This is a genomic window from Mesotoga sp. (assembly GCF_035363035.1).
GTDB lineage: Bacteria > Thermotogota > Thermotogae > Petrotogales > Kosmotogaceae > Mesotoga.
Map to the genome: position 1 here is coordinate 1 of NZ_DAOSEH010000056.1, position 16,280 is coordinate 16,280.

Here is a 16,280-nt window from a genome sequence, read left to right on the forward strand (position 1 = left end):
GCAGGACTTTCACGTTTTCACCTCCATAGAGAAAAGCCCCTCGATGAGGGGCTTCTATTCAAAGTTTAAAGAGGGTTTCCTTGACTCTGGCGAAGGCTTCGGCTATGGGCAGTATCTGAATATCATCTTTGGTTATAGCTTCGATCTCGCTGGAATCTATAACGCCGGTCGTGCCGATTATGACTTGCGTTGTCACCGTCGAATAATTGCTGAGGCTATCCAGGAGTTTTGCGGCGTCTACTTTTCCCTTCGTATCGCAACTGACGGCCTCAAGGAGGAAGGGGAGTTTGACCGTCTGAAAGGAGAAGACGATGAATTTTGGAGAGATATCCGAGAGGATGTTGGTCTGCTTTCCGCCGGTCCAGAGAGTCATGAGAGAATCGAGGAAGATGGAGAGTCTTCTGTTGCGTTCAACGACGGGTATTTCCGTGGCTTTGTCTTTGATCTCTGAGGAGTCGAATTTACCGACTCTGTCGAGTTCTATAAGACCTCCGCCTCTCATGAAAGTGGAGTATATTTCGGTTTCAACCATATTTCCGCCCTTGTCGCTGGCCTTTCTCGTCTTGGTCAGTAGATCGCGGTCTCCGCGGTATGGAAAGAGAGACACGAGTGGGGCGATTCTTACGGGCGATGTTCTTTTGCGATTGTCTCCGGTAACGGCTATCATGTAGCCGAAGAGATCATCGTCGATGTAGCTGGCCGGATCTCCAAGCGTGGTTTCGACTTCTCCGTCGACCGGTGTTGAGAGGGCTTCTCCGACTTCTTCGAATCTCTCTCTAATCCCGTGACGTTGGCACTGACCGGAGATGTAGTTCAGCGCGCTGCCGTCGGGGGTGATAATTTTCTTGGCCGTTTGAATGTTTCCTTCTGTGAAGCCCGCGTTGGGGTTGCCCATAGAGATTTTGGAGAGCGAACCCCAGGTCAGGCACTTAACCTGCAACTTTTTCACCTCCATTTTTCGAGGATGCATATTTTCTAGCAAGGTACTTGTTAACCGCGAAGATCACCAGAAGAGCTTTAGGTTTTTTCCAGCTGTCCTCGCTCAGGATTCTTATGAACTCTTCGGGAACGGTGATCTTCCAGTCTTCCTTCGCGTACTTGAATTCCAGATCCGAAAGCGTCAGTAGAAGGTCTTCGAGAGACCGGCTGTTGCGTAGAGAGTAGAGGTCTCCGAAGCTGTCGGCTTCGAAAACGGCGTTGCCGACGATCTCTCCGGCCTTCTTGCAGAGATCTATCGTTTCCTGATCCAAGCCGTTCACTCCTTTCACGGTATTTGTCGCGACGATCATTTCATACAAGTATCTAATTGATCTCTCCAGTTCGAATATCATGAACTGGAGCCTCTCTTCGATCGGTTTGAAGGTCAGTATCATTCTGGCCATCTCTTCACGCCTGGAAGTGTCTACGAGCGGTTGTTTTATCACGACGAAGGAATCCATGAAGGCCGAGAAATCGCCTCCGAGAGATTCGCCGGTTTTCAGGAGCTCCATGAGTTCATCGACACTTTCGAAGGAGTTGAAGCTCAGAAAAGTGTTCGTGTTTCCGTTGTTTGAGACCTGCATTGTCCTGTACGTCGCCCGGGGGATGAACCGGGTCTTTTCGAACAGCGTGTGGAGCACGAGGATAAGAGATTCGAAGGGTTTTACCGGAAAGAATTTGGCCCTGACTTTCATGTTGCTCCAGCCGCCGGCTTCGGAAATATCCTTCATCCATCTGTAGGTTTTGTCAGTCTCTTCGAGATCCTTTCCCTGGGGGAACAGGTAGGTTATGACATACTCCTGACCTTCTCTGTATGATGTGTAGAACAGCGCCAGTCCGGACATGATTCCCAGGAACAGGCAGTCGAGACAGATCTCGCCGCTTCCCGAACCGTGGCTGAAAAAGCTCTGGAAATTTTCCGCCTTCACAGCCAATGGATCGGCGAGAAGGGAGAGTTTCTCGAGAGTTGAGACGCGTGAATTGCAGAAGCTGCAGACTTTGCTGCCGGGTTTCTTATCTTGCAGGAATTTGTCGAGTTTTTCGATCTGGTTGTACTGTTTCAAGAACGGTCTGACGCTTGGGGCCCAGGGCTTTCCATTTTTGTTGAGGAGTTCGGGCAGAGCTCTGGAGAGTATTTCCTTCTTTGTGCTGGAGGTTTCGAAGGTATCGCCCCTGATCAGAGCATCAGGGGCGAACTTACGTATGGCTATGGCTCCGGCCTGTTGCCAGAAGTTCCGGGTGAGGATTTTCATGATTTCACCTCTGTGGTTAATCGTTGTCTTCGCAGTTGCTGCATACGTTTCTCCCGTTCTGAATGAAGCAACCGCCGCAATCGCAGAAGGCTCCCTTGCACCAGCAGGTAGCGCACGGATCGCCTGGAAAGTCGCAATTGTAGCCTTCATCGAATGCTAGTTCTTCATCGTCGAAATCGAATTCAGGCAAATTATCACCTCCTTCCTTCTGATTTCTCTTGACTAAAGCGAGGACTCAGAATGTGTAATTCTGAGATTTGAGACCGTTGGTGATGAAGTCGTTGAGATTCTCAACGGAGTCAAGAAGTATTTCCCAGGAGCTTATCATATTTTCTGTCAGATCGACTATTCTGCTCACGCTGTTAATGGTCTCGATTACGCAGTAGACTTCTTTGAATGTCCTGAATGTTCTGCTGGCCTGCTCGATTACTTTGGTGGTCTCTTCGATCGTGACCAGGAAGGTATCGACTTCCTCGGCCAGCAGCTCGGTGAATTCTCTCGGCTCTTCGATCAACTCTTTGAGCATAATCAGTATTCCGATACGCTTGTCTATGAATGAGATCTGTGCAGTCAGACTGTCTCTTTTTATTTCGTAGACCTTCGTCTTCGTTTCATCGAGTTCCTTAAGTTCACCGGTGAGCTTTTCCTTTTCAAGTCTTTCAGCCGTTATTAGGCTTTCCACAGAGTCAACGATTCTTTCCAGATCTCTGAAGCTTGCCCTAAAGTTTTTCTCGATTTTCGGACGCATGCGGGACAGGCTTTTGAAGTCCTCGTAGATGCTGTCCATAAGCTCGACCTGTTTTTCCAGAAGTTCCGAAGTTTGCTCAGTTGAGTTCAGCTGATCGGTGTAACCTTTCAGCGCGATGACTTTATCCAGTGCGCTGTCGATGAAGTTGTACACATCGGTTATGTCTTTGTACATTATCCGATCAACCGTTTCCTCGACTCTTTCACCTATCTCGCCGATCTGGAGACCGCCAGCGACAAGAGAGACAGACATGAAAACTACCAGTGCAAGAAACAGGGCCTTTTTCACCCGATCACCTCCATGTGCAAGTTGTCTATTGTCTTTCTTGAGAATCCGGGGATAGTAGATGGAAAGGTGTTTCTAGATTCAAAACTGTTATAACCTGTGTTTCCTGATAATCCGAGGGTGAAGCGACTCTGGTGATCTGCTCTTTGAACTCTTTCATTCTCACAAACACATCATTCCAGGATTTCTGATCTTCCGGGGCGATATCTGTCTTCTTCTCACAGGCTGTCACAAGAAGCACAGCGAAGACAATCAAAACAAACAGGATGCAGGTAATCACTTTCCTCAAGCCTCCACCTCCTCTGTCACCACTGATATAGATACACTTTCTTGAACCGCAACGATTCAATTCATCTCAACCCGCGATCCATCGAGCTTCACCAGCTTTTCGACGTCGATCCTGATATTCAATCTTTCCAGTAGTTGCCTTATGAAACCGAGAAGACTTTCAGCTTCTTTCAGAGGGTCTCCGTCGATCCCGCAATTTATGAATAGCACTGTGAGGCAAAAGCCTCCATTAGTCCATCTGCCAATCTGTAGTTTTGTTTCAATTTCGAATTTTCCTCTGTCGAGAGCTTCCCAAAGCCTTTCTTTGAGGTAATTTACGGCAACTTCTGACGCCTTGCCTTTGAAATAATATGAGAGCTCCAGAACGATCACTCCTTCGGGGACCTGCGTAAGGCCTTCAAGTGATATAAGTACACTTTAAATGTCTCTAGAGATTTCTAGAAGAGATAAAGCTGATTGGATGAGGGTTCTGAATTAATCAGCAAGGCTAAAAACACTGTCTCGTAGCTCTTAATTCCCACTCCTGGATATGAGAGGATTTCTCTGAATCTCGTTACTTTTGTCAATGATTCGATGACTCTGCTTGAAATGGCCCGGGTGAGCCCAAGTTTCTGGAGAGCGGAGATATCCAGAGAATAAAGTCTTGACAGCATACGCTTCTCAGTCTCAGAAGGCAGTTTGTCAAGGCAGATATAGACTTCGGATGGAACATCTCTCAAGGCCTCTTCGGTTATGGAAAGGGAGATTTTTGGATTGACGCCACCTTTTCCTGCTCCGGCAAGCGGCAGGGCGATTCTTTCTATGCTTTCCGAGAGGATGATTTTTGAAAGCTTTTCGATTGCCTTTCTTATCCACTCTGGCTTCGACGGTCTTTTCCAATCTTCCTTCACAAACAGACTCACTATATCAGGGGTCCCACTCGAGCCACGGTAAAGCCAGGCATCACCTGCCCCGGGAAGATCGCTCTCGCATCTTTTCTGATAATCGTCGAAGTATTCCGGGTATCGCAGTCTGAATTCAAGGGCCAGACCAGCACCCATGACACCCCTGGTGTTCACAGTGTTTACGATTGTCCTTATACCTTCCTCTTCAAGCGCTGCGAATACGCTTTTCTGATAGATATTCACTGCTGACTCCTCGTTACACGTAGAAGTACAGATTCCAGGCATTGTCGTAGAGTTGTTTGATCGATAGATCTCTGATCCGGGATCGCCCTGGAGCGAGAAAAACGCTTTCGATCCACTTCGAATCAATTATATCAGTATGTACAAGAATTTCGGCTCCCAGTCTCTGTTTCAGGTCATGATTCGCATAGAAATTCTTTACTGTGATGATCTCCCTTACCCCAAAGGTCACCAGTGCCTTCGCCGTAAGATCCATTATTATTGCCTCTCTACATGCCGCTATTCTATCGGAGACTTTGCAGGTATAGTCTGTCACAAGATCGCTCAGTAATCTCAAGATGACGAAATCGACACCACTCTGCTGGTAACGATAAGTCATAGCGTTCCTCGTGTTAAGGAAGAGCGGGACATAGTTGTGGAGTGATTTTTCCCTGCGAAGAGCCTGCACTTCTCTATCCGAGCAGTCAATATAGTCGAGTTTTCGGGCCTCTACCACGTTTTTTGTCATGATACCGTGCCTCAGAATAGACCTCAGGTTTTTTACCGGCGCAAGATAATAAAGGTACTTGACTCCGTGCTCGAGAAGAGGGTTCTCAACAGTCACCATATTCACCACCTCCAGAGTTATAAGTACACTTTCCACACCTGGAGACGATAAACGGCTGACCATAAGCCTTATATAAGTCAGAGACTCCATTTTTTTGCAGGAAAGCGTGGCCCGCCCCACCAACGCACTCATAATCTTCACAATCTCTATAAACCCTTCAGACAATTGAACTTGAACATTTTCTTTGTTTATGTCATTTCGGGCGCGAGATGATAATATTGTTATTATTTCGGATATTCGAGGTGAAGTATGGATAGAGAGACTGTAAGACTGACACTTCTGGCCGAAGCGCTGGAGTTGAACTGGAAAGGCCGTGTTGGATATTCTGCGCTTGATGAACTGGACGCTTTTTTCGATAGAGAGAAAGCAGTTGGATTTGCCGAAGCTTTGAAGCGCGAGTTTTTGCTGGATCAGCCTTTGGAAGGGATAATGGAGAATGGTTTCTTCAGAGGTTATTTTGCGGGGCTCATGCTCTCGAGTGACAGCCTTTCTCATGAGAAGAAAGAAGAGATGGCGAGAATTCTTATGGAGAGGCTTCTCGCTGATTTGAAGAAAGCAGATGATGCGTTGCCGGGTATGGATAAGTTTTTTGACTCTGCGGAGCGTTTCGAGAAGCTTTTCTTTCCGTTTTATAAGGATATTCATCGCGAGCGGGCGAAGATGGATTTTAGAGATAACTTACTGATGTACTGGTGTTTCAAGAATAGCGAATATTATATCCCTCTAATCCTCTGGGGCAATGAACTGGCCTCGTTTCTTTGTGAGATCGTAGATAAGGAGAGGTTTGAAGGTGAGTGGAGAGAGAAACTGAGAGTGATTTTGCCTCCGGTTCTGGCTTCTCATTCAATAGTCGAATTTGCTGGCTATAATGTGGATATAAATCTTCCGAAGGTCGAAAGCATTACAAGTTCGCTATTCCCGATGCTGGTGCTTATGGGTAACGAGAAGTTGACCCCGCAACAGCTGACGGAGTTCATAAGGAGCATTGCCCATTTTACAACGATCGATGTTTTGCTTGTTCCGGCGGCAATGGCTGCCGGAGGAAGTGACGAAGATAAGGCGAAGAGTGTTGAGATAATCAACAGGATCTACACTTTGCTGGACGATTCGATGCTTGGTTTAGTATTAAGTCTTTCCAGTGGTATGGCTAGAAATGGCTTTCTGTACGAGCTCGTGATGTCTAACGATTTCGCTAATCTCTTTGACAGGCTGAAGATTCTCCTGGGAAGTCTCAGGAAGGAAAATGCATCGAGCGCTCTTGCAGCTATTGCGAGCGCTCTTGTTGAGAAGGAGGAGTCTAGAGATAGCGCTGAAGAGTTCATAGAGTATCTCATGACGCTCGAATCTTCCGCGGGAGTCGAGGTTTCCGGAATTCTGCTCAGTAAAAAGTACGGTTTTGAGCATGAAGAGTTCTTCAAGAAGGGTGTGAACAGCAATATATACGAAGAATTCGATTATTCGTTCTTTCAAAAAATTGCGCGTAATTCTATTAGCTCTCTCGATGAGCTCTACGAGGAGATTATACTGGGTTATGAGAATAGATACAGGCCGGAATATATTATTGCCAGTGTTGAAGCGATGCTGGAGCCTTCCTTTCTTTCATGCGAAGATAATGAGGTCGAATACTCGAGAGCACCGATGTATACGCTTATAAACTCTGTGATGGAGCTCGGCGATGTCGAGGAGGCTTTCAAAGCTATCGTGGCTTATTGTAAGAAGTATCCCTACAATTTCGAATTTGTAAATGCCCTGATGTATATACCTACATTAGAGGTCGATAATGTGAGCAACATTTTGCTCGATGCCGGGGAAAGGGCTTTTGGGATTATATCTAGCATCGTTGTTGACGAAGACGAGGATATATATCTCAAGGAGGGTGAAGAGAGCCCGTCCAATAAGGAGTTGGTGACTGTTATCAGCAACTATGTGGACGAAATGGTCACGAAAAAGGATTATAGAAAGGCGCTGAAGGTTGCAGATACCGCTCTTCCACTTTTCGGTATAGGAGACTCAAGTTCGCTTCTCGCGAATTCTCTGGTCGCTCACTGGAGGCTTAAGGATTATAAGAAGCTGCCTGAATTGTTCGAAGAGGTAGATGATGAAAGCGAGCCGAAAGCCCTGATGGTTATGGCGCTGATGAATTATGTCAATAAAGAGATAGACGATGCGGAAAGAATTATTCTGGGTATCCTGGAGCAGCTTCCCCATTTCATCCGGTTTCTGCTCGGGAATGAAGAGCCGAGCCATGAAGACTTCGATAAAGCTGAAGAGGGCGATTTTCAACACCAGAGAAAGATCGATGCCCTGCTTCTCGCTGAAGATTTCAGAGAGGACTGGTTTAAGCTCAAGGGCGCCAAGGAATGGCTGAAGAAAGTCCAGCGGGTCTTTGATGAAGTCAGCACGGAGTGGTGAGAGCCGTTGTGGGTTGTGCGTTGTTGGTAAGAGCCGAGAAAGAGTATCGAGAGTTCGCTTCGCTCACGAGAAGACGAGAGCGAAAATAGGGACTGACGGGCTCCTGACGTCTGTCCCCGTTTTTCGCGTCTCTCTTCTCTCTCTTTCTCCTCCTCTCTCTCTTTCCAAGGACGTTTCCTGAATAAATGGAGTCTGTCCCTATTATTTATTCTATTATTTATTAAGAAAGTCCAGCGGGTCTTTGATGAAGTCAGCACGGAGTGGTGAGAGCCGTTGTGGGTTGTGCGTTGTTGGTAAGAGCCGAGAAAGAGTATCGAGAGTTCGCTTCGCTCACGAGAAGACGAGAGCGAAAATAGGGACTGACGGGCTCCTGACGTCTGTCCCCGTTTTTCGCGTCTCTCTTCTCTCTCTTTCTCCTCCTCTCTCTCTTTCCAAGGACGTTTCCTGAATAAATGGAGTCTGTCCCTATTATTATTATTTCTCTCTCTCCCGCTCTTTCGAAGGACGGCTCGGTTTTACTGGACTCTGCGGGCCTTTTGATCTATAATGATATTACTTCATCAGCGGCGCCGGAGATGTCTCAATTGGACAAAATAAAACGCACACAGATACTCTCTGTATTCGAAGGCTCGATATACAACGGGTTCTTTCTGATAACCCAGGGTTTTTTGGGCACCGGCCTCGCGCTGGAATTCGGCGCTTCCGAGCCGGTGATAGCGCTTCTGGGAGTGCTCCCGACGATTTCACAGTTCGTCCAGCTTCTCGCCCCGGCCATGATGCGGCTCATAGGGAACAGGAAAAGGGCGATGATGATTTTCGCCACCATTAGCAGGCTTTCGACGGCCTTCATTCCCGTGACTCTGGCCGTTGGGATGAACCGGCAGTCGATCCTGCTGATGATTATGGCCTTCTTCTCTATGGCGGCTAGCCTTACGGGTAATTTCTGGGTCTCGCTCATGAAGGATGTCGCCCCGAGGGAGAAGGCTGCGAAGTTTTTCAGCTCGAGAAACATCATCTTCACGATCACGAACATGCTCATAACTCTCTTTTATTCCTTCGTGCTGGACGCCGTTCCCGGAACGCGCGGCTTTTTCATTATCTCCGTGCTGGGGACGATCAGCGCGCTGTTTAGCCTTGTACTGCTGGGCTTCCATTACGATCCCCCGCGCGAGATCACCTACGGCAGGGGGCTTTTCAGGGCCGTCACGAAGGACAGGAAGTTCATGCCTTATCTGGTCTTCTACGCCTTCTGGAGCTTTTCGATAGCGATTACCTCGCCGTTTTTCTCGTATCACGAGCTGGTCAACATGAAGCTGGGTTATTCGTTCTTGAGCATTCTCAACGTTTTCAGCTCGCTCCTGACGATGGTCTTCTATTTCATATGGGGAAAGATAGCCGACAGGATAGGGAGCCAGGCAGTGCTCGAGTTCGGTGTGTTCGGCGCTTTCATAAAGATTATCCTCTGGGTCTTCATGAACGAGCAGACGGTCTATCTTCTCTATATCGACACTCTGATCGGCACGATCTCCTGGAGCGCCATAAACCTCTGTCTCTTCACGACGATGCTCGATCTCCTCGACGGGGTGAATACCGAGTCGTACTACGCGCTGCTCTCCTTCGCCAACGGCGGGGCGGCTCTGGTCGGCTCTCTCGCCGGAGGGTTTCTGGCCTCCTATTTGAACAAATTCGGCTGGGAGATTCTGGGGATGAGGTTTTACGGCATTCAAATCCTCTTCTTCGTCACCTTCGTGCTAAGGGGGCTCTCGCTCTTTCTGCTGAGGAGAGTGAAGACCAGAAAGGAGCGGTCAGTGGCCGGTATGATATTCAATTCGGCCTCAGTCATAGCAAACAGGCTGGCGGCGAGGCCGCGCGAAATGGTGGATATACTGGTACAGTTGAATAGAAAGAGGAAAAAGGGAAGGAGTGATGTGGATGAAAAGGATGATTGACCGCTTCATGAGGTACGTCTCGGTCGAAACGACTTCGAGCCACGATTCCGACTCGAGCCCGACGACCGAAGGTCAGCTTAAACTCGCGGCACTGTTGAGAGACGAACTGGAGGGGCTCGGTCTGGAAGAGGTATCGCTGGACGGGCACGGCTACGTAATGGCCACGCTTGGAGCCAACACCGATGCAAGGGTGCCGGTGATCGGCTTTGTGGCTCACATGGACACCAGCCCGGACGCTAGCGGGAAGGATGTCAAGGCAAGAATAGTCAGGTACGAAGGCGGAGAGATAACGCTCAATCCCGAGAAGGGGATAGTGCTAGATCCTTCTACCTACCCCGAGCTGCTGGATTACAGGGGCCAGGAACTGATAGTAACCGACGGGACGACACTTCTGGGCGCCGACGACAAGGCCGGGATCGCCGAGATCGTCACGGCGCTAGAGTACCTCATGGAGCATCCGCAGATAAAACACGGCAAGATCAGGGTCTGCTTCACTCCGGACGAGGAGGTCGGCAAGGGGACCGATCACTTCGACGTGGAGAAATTCGGCGCCGATTACGCTTACACCGTCGATGGGGGCGCGCTGGGCCAGCTCCAGTACGAGACCTTCAACGCGGCCGGCGCGAAGGTGAAGATAACGGGTCTGAACATACACCCGGGCTCGGCCAAGGACAGGATGAAGAATTCGATGCTGATCGCCTCGGAGTTCATAAGCCTGCTTCCGGCGGCCGAGACGCCCGCCGCCACACAGGGCAGGGAGGGCTTCTTCCATCTGACCAACATGGTCGGCACGGTAGAGGAGACGAACCTGAACTATATAATACGCGATCACTCGCGCGAGAGGTTCGAAAATCGCAAGCAGCTGGTGCAGGGTGCGGCGGCTTTCCTCAACGCCAAGTACGGGGAAGGTACGGTCGACGTGATTGTGAGGGATTCGTACAGAAACATGCGGGAGATGATCGAACCGGTCATGTTCATCGTGGATATCGCGGCCCGTGCGATGAGAAACGTAGGGATCGAACCGGTGATAGAGCCGGTCAGGGGAGGCACCGACGGGGCGAGGCTCTCCTTCATGGGATTGCCCACGCCCAACATCTTCACCGGCGGGATGAATTACCACGGCCGATTCGAATACGTACCGGTCGAGTCCATGGTGAAGGCCGTCGAGGTGATAGTGGAGATCTGCAAGCTCTTTGCAAAGAGATAAGGAGCAAGAAGAGCCGTCCTCCGTGAAGAGAGCATCGGGAAACGTCCCTGGCTGTCCCGGAACACGGAACAACGAAGGACGTTTCCCGATATCAATGACTCCGGAGGTAATATCTATCCAGCAACTCGCGTGTTATGAGGTCGCTCGAGGTCGCCTTTCTGGAGCAGCAGTACCTGGCGGCTATCTGGCCGCGGAGGATAGACTCTTCGAGCGAGAAGCCCTGTAAAAAGTGGCTGGAAAGGAAGCCGACCGCCAGACTGTCTCCGGCGCCGTTGGTATCTATCACGGGCTCTTCAAGCTCCACGGCCCGGTAATAGCTTATCCCCGTTTTTGTCCCGAGCGCGCAACCCCTCTTCCCCATCCCGCAGATCACTATCCTGTCGCTCCTGATCTCCATGAACCTCTCGATCAGAGGCGCCGGATCGGGGAAATTCACGGCCGAAAAGAAGAGGACATCGGCGGCCTTTATATAGTCCTGTCTGTACGGATCGTCGGCCGAGACTACGTCCTGTATATCGACGGAGACGAGCGTGTTCTCTTTCTTGAACAGCGGCAACAAATACCTCGTCCAGTTGACTATGTTTATATGTACCAGCCTTGTGCCGGCCAGGTACTCTCCGATGGCGAGCAGGTCGGGCCTGAGTTGCATCGACCCCTTGCCGTCGTAGAAATTTTTTCGGCGGCCGTCCCCGTACATTATATTGACACTTCGCTTTGTACCTTCCGGATCGATTCCAAAGTAAGTGTCTATGCCGTCCTTCTCGAGACTTTCGCGTATGTGTCTTCCCGAGTAATCGTCGCCCACATAACCGACGAAGGCCACGTTGTAGCCGAGCCTTTTGAAACCCCTGCAGGAGTAGCCGCCCGCCAGGCCTATGTAATCGAGGTTCTGGCTGAAATTGGCCTCCACCGAGAAATCGACTTCGTCGGTATAGAGATAGACGTTGGTGTCTATGCCTATGGCTCCTATCACTGCTACGTCGAAGGCCATCGGTCAACCTCCGTTGCTCATCCGGCGACTTCTTCGAAGGCCTTGAGGTTGACTTCCAGCACCCGCCCACTCAGGAGGTCGGACAAAGCCGCTGTGTAGTGTTCCTTCTCCACGCCCGGTATGAGTTTCGCCTTCGAGAGCTCGGCCATTATGATCACGTTCTGCATTCTCGAATCTGCAAGGTCCTCTTTGAAGACTCTCAGGACCTTCGCCTTTTTTCTGGCGGCCTCCGCCTCTATATCTTCGTTCCTGACCTGGGCCGTTCTGCGCAGTCTAACATCCAGGGGCTGCCATACGGCATCGTAATAGACCAGCGTTCCGCCGTCTTTGAGGTAATCGAGCATTCCCCTGAGGGCTTCGTGCCTCTCCAGAGCCACCACAAGATCGGCGCTGTGTCTGGTTATAAGCACGGAATGGGCGCCTATGCCTATTCTAAGGTGAGAAGAGACCATGCCACCCCTCTGGGCGAGACCGTGCGTATCGGCGCCTATCACTCTCTGCCCCGAATAATCGACTGCCCGGGCTAGCGTCTCGCTGAGAAGACCGATCCCCTGACCTCCGACACCTGCCAGATATATATCGAATTTGTTCATCTCTTCACCTCACTCCACCGGCTCTATAGCCTGCGATGGACATGTCTGGACACAGGAACGGTCTCCGATGCACAGATCTTCCTGCACCCACACTTTGCCACCGTCGGCTATCTGGTAACTGGGACAGGCGAACCGGCCGACGCAGACATACTTGAGGTTGCACTTCTCACCAACCTTGACCGGTCGGGGCAGTCTCTTTCCCTTTTTACGCATCTCCCTGGTGAACTTCAACATACAGGGGTGCTTGGCGATGATTACCTTGAAGCCCTCCTCTTCGAGCGCCGCTTCGACGTACTCCTTCAAGCCGGTCTGGTTGTAAGTGTCTATCTCGCGGATGTTGTTTACGCCGAGACCCTCCAGCACCTGCCTGACTGGTATCTTTCGCGATACATCGTTGAAGTTGCGGCCCACGGCCGGATGGTCCTGGTGACCGGTCATCGCCGTGGTTCCGTTTTCCATGATTATAAGGGTGAGGTTGTGTTTGTTGAAAACGGCGTTCACTATTCCGGGCAGGCCCGCGTGGAAGAAGGTGGAATCGCCCAGGAAGGCGACCACCCTTCGGGAATCGTTGAACATCGAAAGGCCGGCAGCCGTACCGGTGGAATGGCCCATGCAAAGCAAAACCTGTCCTACCCTGTACGGTTCGAGATAACCCAGCGTGTGGCAGCCTATATCGGCCACCGTTATGTCTGTATCTTTCAAGGCCAGCTTAATCGCATGAAAGGCCGAACGGTGTCCGCAGCCGGGACACATCTGGGCCGGTCGCGCGTTGAGCTTTACAGGGCTGTCCGGCTCATTCACGGGCTTGAAGGTGTCTGGCCAGCACTTTGAAAGCACCTCCCTCACTTTATCGGGCGTGTACTCCCCTATCCAGTCTTCGAGATCTCCTTTCCCCAGTATCCTTGTTGAGAGCCCGTTGTCGTAAGCGAAGGCCTTTATCTCCCTCTCGAGAAGATCGTCGAGCTCTTCGAGGATCTTCACTTCTTTGTGAGCCTTCAGAAACTGTAAGATCCTGTTTTTCGGCAGCGGATGAACTATGCCCAGCTTCAGGACGTCGGGTTTGTCTTCAACCTCTTCCAGCACGTCCATGAGGGAAAGGTACGGCGCCCCGGCCGTTATCACGCCTCTTTCGCTTGAATTGTCCTCAAGAATGTTGACTGGAAGCTCTTCAACCAGGTCCTTAAGCGCCCAGAACTTGTGGAGGGCTCGCCTCTTCATTTTCAGGGCATCGGCCGCTATCGGTATGTAGGGGCCGTTTTCCATGCTGAAGAGCGGTTTGTTGCCGTGCTCGTTAACGGGCATCGGCCCGAAGTCAACCTTCTCTTTCGCGTGGCAGACGTGGGTCGAAAGCCTCACGATGACGGGCATTCTCAACTTCTTGGAAAGCCCGGCGGCCTGTTTGAACATCACGTAGACTTCCGAAGGTGTGGCCGGTTCGAAGACAGGGGTGTAAGAAAGATGCGCGTAATGCCTGTTGTCCTGTTCGTTCTGCGAGGAGTTGGCTCCGGGATCGTCACCAAGAACTATCACCATGCCCCCTATCAGTTCCATCATGGACAGTTGCACGAAGGTATCGGCGGCGACGTTAAGCCCGACGCTCTTGAAAAAAACGCACGACAGATGCCCGTTGATAGAAGCGCCAAAGGCCACCTCGGTAGCGACCTTCTCGTTCACCGAAAATTCGAAATACATCGGATTTCTCTCTCTTGGAATAGAGGCTATCGCGCTTGCTATCTCGGGAGTGGGCGAACCGGGATATGAAGTGGCAACCCGCACCCCTGCCTCGAGCATGGCCCTGACGATGGCCGTATTGCCTATCACTATCTCGGAGCCGCCTCCGGTGGAGAGAAGCATTTCACCCATGCTCTTCATTGTAATCCCGCCTTTCCCGTTATTTGGTTTATCCGACCGATTTTCACTCGAAGATCACTTCCCAGTCCATTTGAGAAACTTTCGACAGTGTCTGGTAAACAGAGCAGTATTTGGTCGCCAGTTCGAAGGACTTTTCCACACCGGCCTTACTGTCGGTTGTCACGCTCCTCACTCTGACGGTGACTTTGCAATATTTCAGAGTCGTGGGTACTTCGTCGCGCTTTTCGCCGGCGACATCGATCTCGGCGCCGCCGAATTCTATCTTCTTCTTGGCCATGATGTCGAGAAAAGTCGAGTATAGACACGAGGAAAGGGCCATGGTTAGAAGATCGTACGGAGCGGCGCCTCCCAATCCAATTGGCACCGTATGCCCGTTGTCGCACTTTCCCGTGCCTTTGAACGTGTTTTCGAACTCCACTCTGGAGTGAACTTTGCTGCCCATTTTTCTCCTCCTTCTCCATCTGTCGTTTCTTCTCGCAATGTATTATCGTTATAAATATTAGCATTTCGATACACTGTCAGTCCAGACAACTGTACTCAACGCCTCTTCTTTGCGCATGAAATATGTAAAATTATTATATCGTGGAGGGGGAATAATATGAGCTTGAGACCGATCTTCAATCCATCGCTATACCATGGCGAGTCGAAAAAGGGGAATTTCTTCGAGGGCTGGTATTTCAAGCTCGTAGATCGAGAGAGAAAGAGATCGTGCGCCGTGATACCGGGAGTATCGCTGGCCGGAAAGGCAGAAAAGCCCCATGCCTTCATTCAGTTTCTCTTCGGAAAAGAGATGAGGGCGGACAACTTCACTTACGATTTCGACCAATTCCGCTACGATAAGAAGCGCTTCGATCTACACCTGGGAGGGAGCTACTTCTCCGCGGAGAGGATCTCGCTGGACCTGGAGAGTCCGGGAAACCGCATATGCGGAGAAGTAAAGTTTCTCGAATCCTTCAAATGGCCCTCGAGTCTTATTTCCCCGGGCATCATGGGGCCTTTCACATTCGTGCCCTTCATGGAGTGCTATCACGGGGTCGTGAGTATGGATCACCTCCTCGATGGCCGGCTCGAGGTAAACGGCGAAACGTGGGACTTCACCGGTGGCAGGGGTTATATCGAAAAGGACTGGGGAAGATCCTTCCCGCAAGCCTGGATATGGATGCAAAGCAACAGCTTCAGCGAACCGGGCGTTTCGTTCATGCTTTCGGTGGCGAGAATTCCCTGGCTTGGAAGGAGCTTCACCGGCTTTCTGTGCGGTCTGCTGCGCGATGGCGAACTTCTTCGCTTTACAACCTATAAAATGGCCAGAATTCGCACCCTCGAAGTCTCCAGCGATGCCGTGCGCTTAGAGATAGTCATGTCGCGTTTCCTCCTGAAGGTTTTCGCACGCAGAACAGGAGGGGCGTCCCTCCTGTCGCCGGTTCGCGGGAGTATGAAGGGGAGAATCAACGAGACCCTGACCTCGGAGATCTCTATCGAGCTGTACGAAGACGACCGGCCTGTCTTTAAAGGCACAGGGAGCGACGCCGGTCTCGAAGTAGTGGGCGAGTTGAAGGCCCCTGAGGGAGGACTTAGATAGAACTAGAGCGGCCGATGCACCGCTTCACGTACCTACGAAATCTCCCGCACCGTCATCCCGTAGTGGTCCCATCACGAGAAGACGAGAGCGAAAAACACGAGAGAAAGAACATCGAGAGTTCGCTCCGCTCAAGAGAAGACGTCTCTCCCTCTCTCTTTCTCTCTCTTTCTCTCTCTTTCTCTCTCTTTCTCTCTCTTTCTCTCTCCTCTTCCCGCTCTTTCGAAGGACGCTGGACGGCTCTTGTTGCTCTTCCAAACTCATATTTCCGTTTCGTATGGAAACGAATCTGTGATAATATCGTTTCATAATGAAACGATAGGAGATGATTTTGTGGATGCGGACGAGTTAGTTCAGTCACTGGAAGAGATACAAAAGAGGAAGGAAATGGAGCTCC

16 protein-coding genes are annotated in these 16,280 nt (G+C 50.6%); 4 read left to right on the top strand and 12 right to left on the bottom strand.

Annotation, left to right across the window (positions count from 1 at the left end):
- Window positions 1-58: 58 nt before the first annotated feature.
- The 8 genes from cas7i to PKX57_RS08625 form a co-directional block, all read right to left on the bottom strand.
- Window positions 59-949: a type I-B CRISPR-associated protein Cas7/Cst2/DevR gene (gene cas7i / locus PKX57_RS08590; RefSeq protein WP_472416807.1), complete on the bottom strand. Its 891-nt coding sequence runs from the start codon at window positions 947-949 to the stop codon at window positions 59-61.
- Entirely contained in the window at window positions 930-2,231 is a 1,302-nt protein-coding gene (locus tag PKX57_RS08595) for a hypothetical protein (RefSeq protein WP_472416809.1), read from the bottom strand. The genes cas7i and PKX57_RS08595 overlap by 20 nt, the downstream gene beginning before the upstream one ends.
- Before the next feature lie 16 nt (window positions 2,232-2,247).
- On the bottom strand, window positions 2,248-2,421 hold the full coding sequence (locus PKX57_RS08600; RefSeq protein WP_214050169.1) for a hypothetical protein: 174 nt from the start codon (window positions 2,419-2,421) through the stop codon (window positions 2,248-2,250).
- Window positions 2,422-2,466: 45 nt separating this feature from the next.
- Window positions 2,467-3,267 carry a hypothetical protein gene (locus PKX57_RS08605; RefSeq protein WP_472416811.1) on the bottom strand — a complete coding sequence of 267 codons (801 nt, stop codon included), beginning with the start codon at window positions 3,265-3,267 and terminating at the stop codon, window positions 2,467-2,469.
- Between the two features lie 25 nt (window positions 3,268-3,292).
- Entirely contained in the window at window positions 3,293-3,553 is a 261-nt protein-coding gene (locus PKX57_RS08610) for a hypothetical protein (RefSeq protein ID WP_213920582.1), read from the bottom strand.
- Between the two features lie 56 nt (window positions 3,554-3,609).
- Window positions 3,610-3,924 (bottom strand): hypothetical protein, encoded by a 315-nt coding sequence (locus PKX57_RS08615; RefSeq protein WP_213920581.1) that lies wholly within the window; start codon window positions 3,922-3,924, stop codon window positions 3,610-3,612.
- Window positions 3,925-3,989: 65 nt separating this feature from the next.
- Entirely contained in the window at window positions 3,990-4,679 is a 690-nt protein-coding gene (locus PKX57_RS08620; RefSeq protein WP_472414328.1) for a macro domain-containing protein, read from the bottom strand.
- Between the two features lie 13 nt (window positions 4,680-4,692).
- Window positions 4,693-5,283, bottom strand: a complete 591-nt coding sequence (locus tag PKX57_RS08625) for a DarT ssDNA thymidine ADP-ribosyltransferase family protein (RefSeq protein WP_213920588.1) — start codon at window positions 5,281-5,283, stop codon at window positions 4,693-4,695.
- A 249-nt stretch (window positions 5,284-5,532) separates the two neighbouring features.
- Here PKX57_RS08625 and PKX57_RS08630 point away from each other — a divergent pair, with 249 nt between their 5' ends.
- The 3 genes from PKX57_RS08630 (at window position 5,533) to pepT (ending at window position 10,851) form a co-directional block, all read left to right on the top strand.
- Window positions 5,533-7,695 carry a hypothetical protein gene (locus PKX57_RS08630; RefSeq protein WP_472416812.1) on the top strand — a complete coding sequence of 721 codons (2,163 nt, stop codon included), beginning with the start codon at window positions 5,533-5,535 and terminating at the stop codon, window positions 7,693-7,695.
- 584 nt (window positions 7,696-8,279) lie between these two features.
- Entirely contained in the window at window positions 8,280-9,644 is a 1,365-nt protein-coding gene (locus tag PKX57_RS08635; RefSeq protein ID WP_472416814.1) for an MFS transporter, read from the top strand.
- Window positions 9,628-10,851 (top strand): peptidase T, encoded by a 1,224-nt coding sequence (pepT, locus tag PKX57_RS08640; RefSeq protein ID WP_472416816.1) that lies wholly within the window; start codon window positions 9,628-9,630, stop codon window positions 10,849-10,851. The genes PKX57_RS08635 and pepT overlap by 17 nt, the downstream gene beginning before the upstream one ends.
- Window positions 10,852-10,942: 91 nt before the next feature.
- Here the strand turns inward: pepT and PKX57_RS08645 are convergent, their stop codons facing one another.
- From PKX57_RS08645 to PKX57_RS08660, 4 genes are read right to left on the bottom strand one after another with little or no spacing between them, the layout of a single operon-like run.
- Entirely contained in the window at window positions 10,943-11,842 is a 900-nt protein-coding gene (locus PKX57_RS08645) for a carbohydrate kinase family protein (RefSeq protein WP_472416818.1), read from the bottom strand.
- Between the two features lie 17 nt (window positions 11,843-11,859).
- Complete coding sequence (locus PKX57_RS08650; protein ID WP_472416820.1) at window positions 11,860-12,435, bottom strand: 2-oxoacid:acceptor oxidoreductase family protein; 576 nt, start codon at window positions 12,433-12,435, stop codon at window positions 11,860-11,862.
- A 9-nt stretch (window positions 12,436-12,444) separates the two neighbouring features.
- Window positions 12,445-14,307 (bottom strand): thiamine pyrophosphate-dependent enzyme, encoded by a 1,863-nt coding sequence (locus PKX57_RS08655; protein ID WP_214075454.1) that lies wholly within the window; start codon window positions 14,305-14,307, stop codon window positions 12,445-12,447.
- Window positions 14,308-14,350: 43 nt separating this feature from the next.
- Window positions 14,351-14,749, bottom strand: coding sequence for an OsmC family protein (locus tag PKX57_RS08660; RefSeq protein ID WP_472416822.1), 399 nt, complete (start codon window positions 14,747-14,749; stop codon window positions 14,351-14,353).
- Between the two features lie 156 nt (window positions 14,750-14,905).
- Here PKX57_RS08660 and PKX57_RS08665 point away from each other — a divergent pair, with 156 nt between their 5' ends.
- Window positions 14,906-15,886, top strand: a complete 981-nt coding sequence (locus PKX57_RS08665) for a tocopherol cyclase family protein (RefSeq protein WP_472416824.1) — start codon at window positions 14,906-14,908, stop codon at window positions 15,884-15,886.
- The last annotated feature ends 394 nt before the right edge of the window (window positions 15,887-16,280 follow it).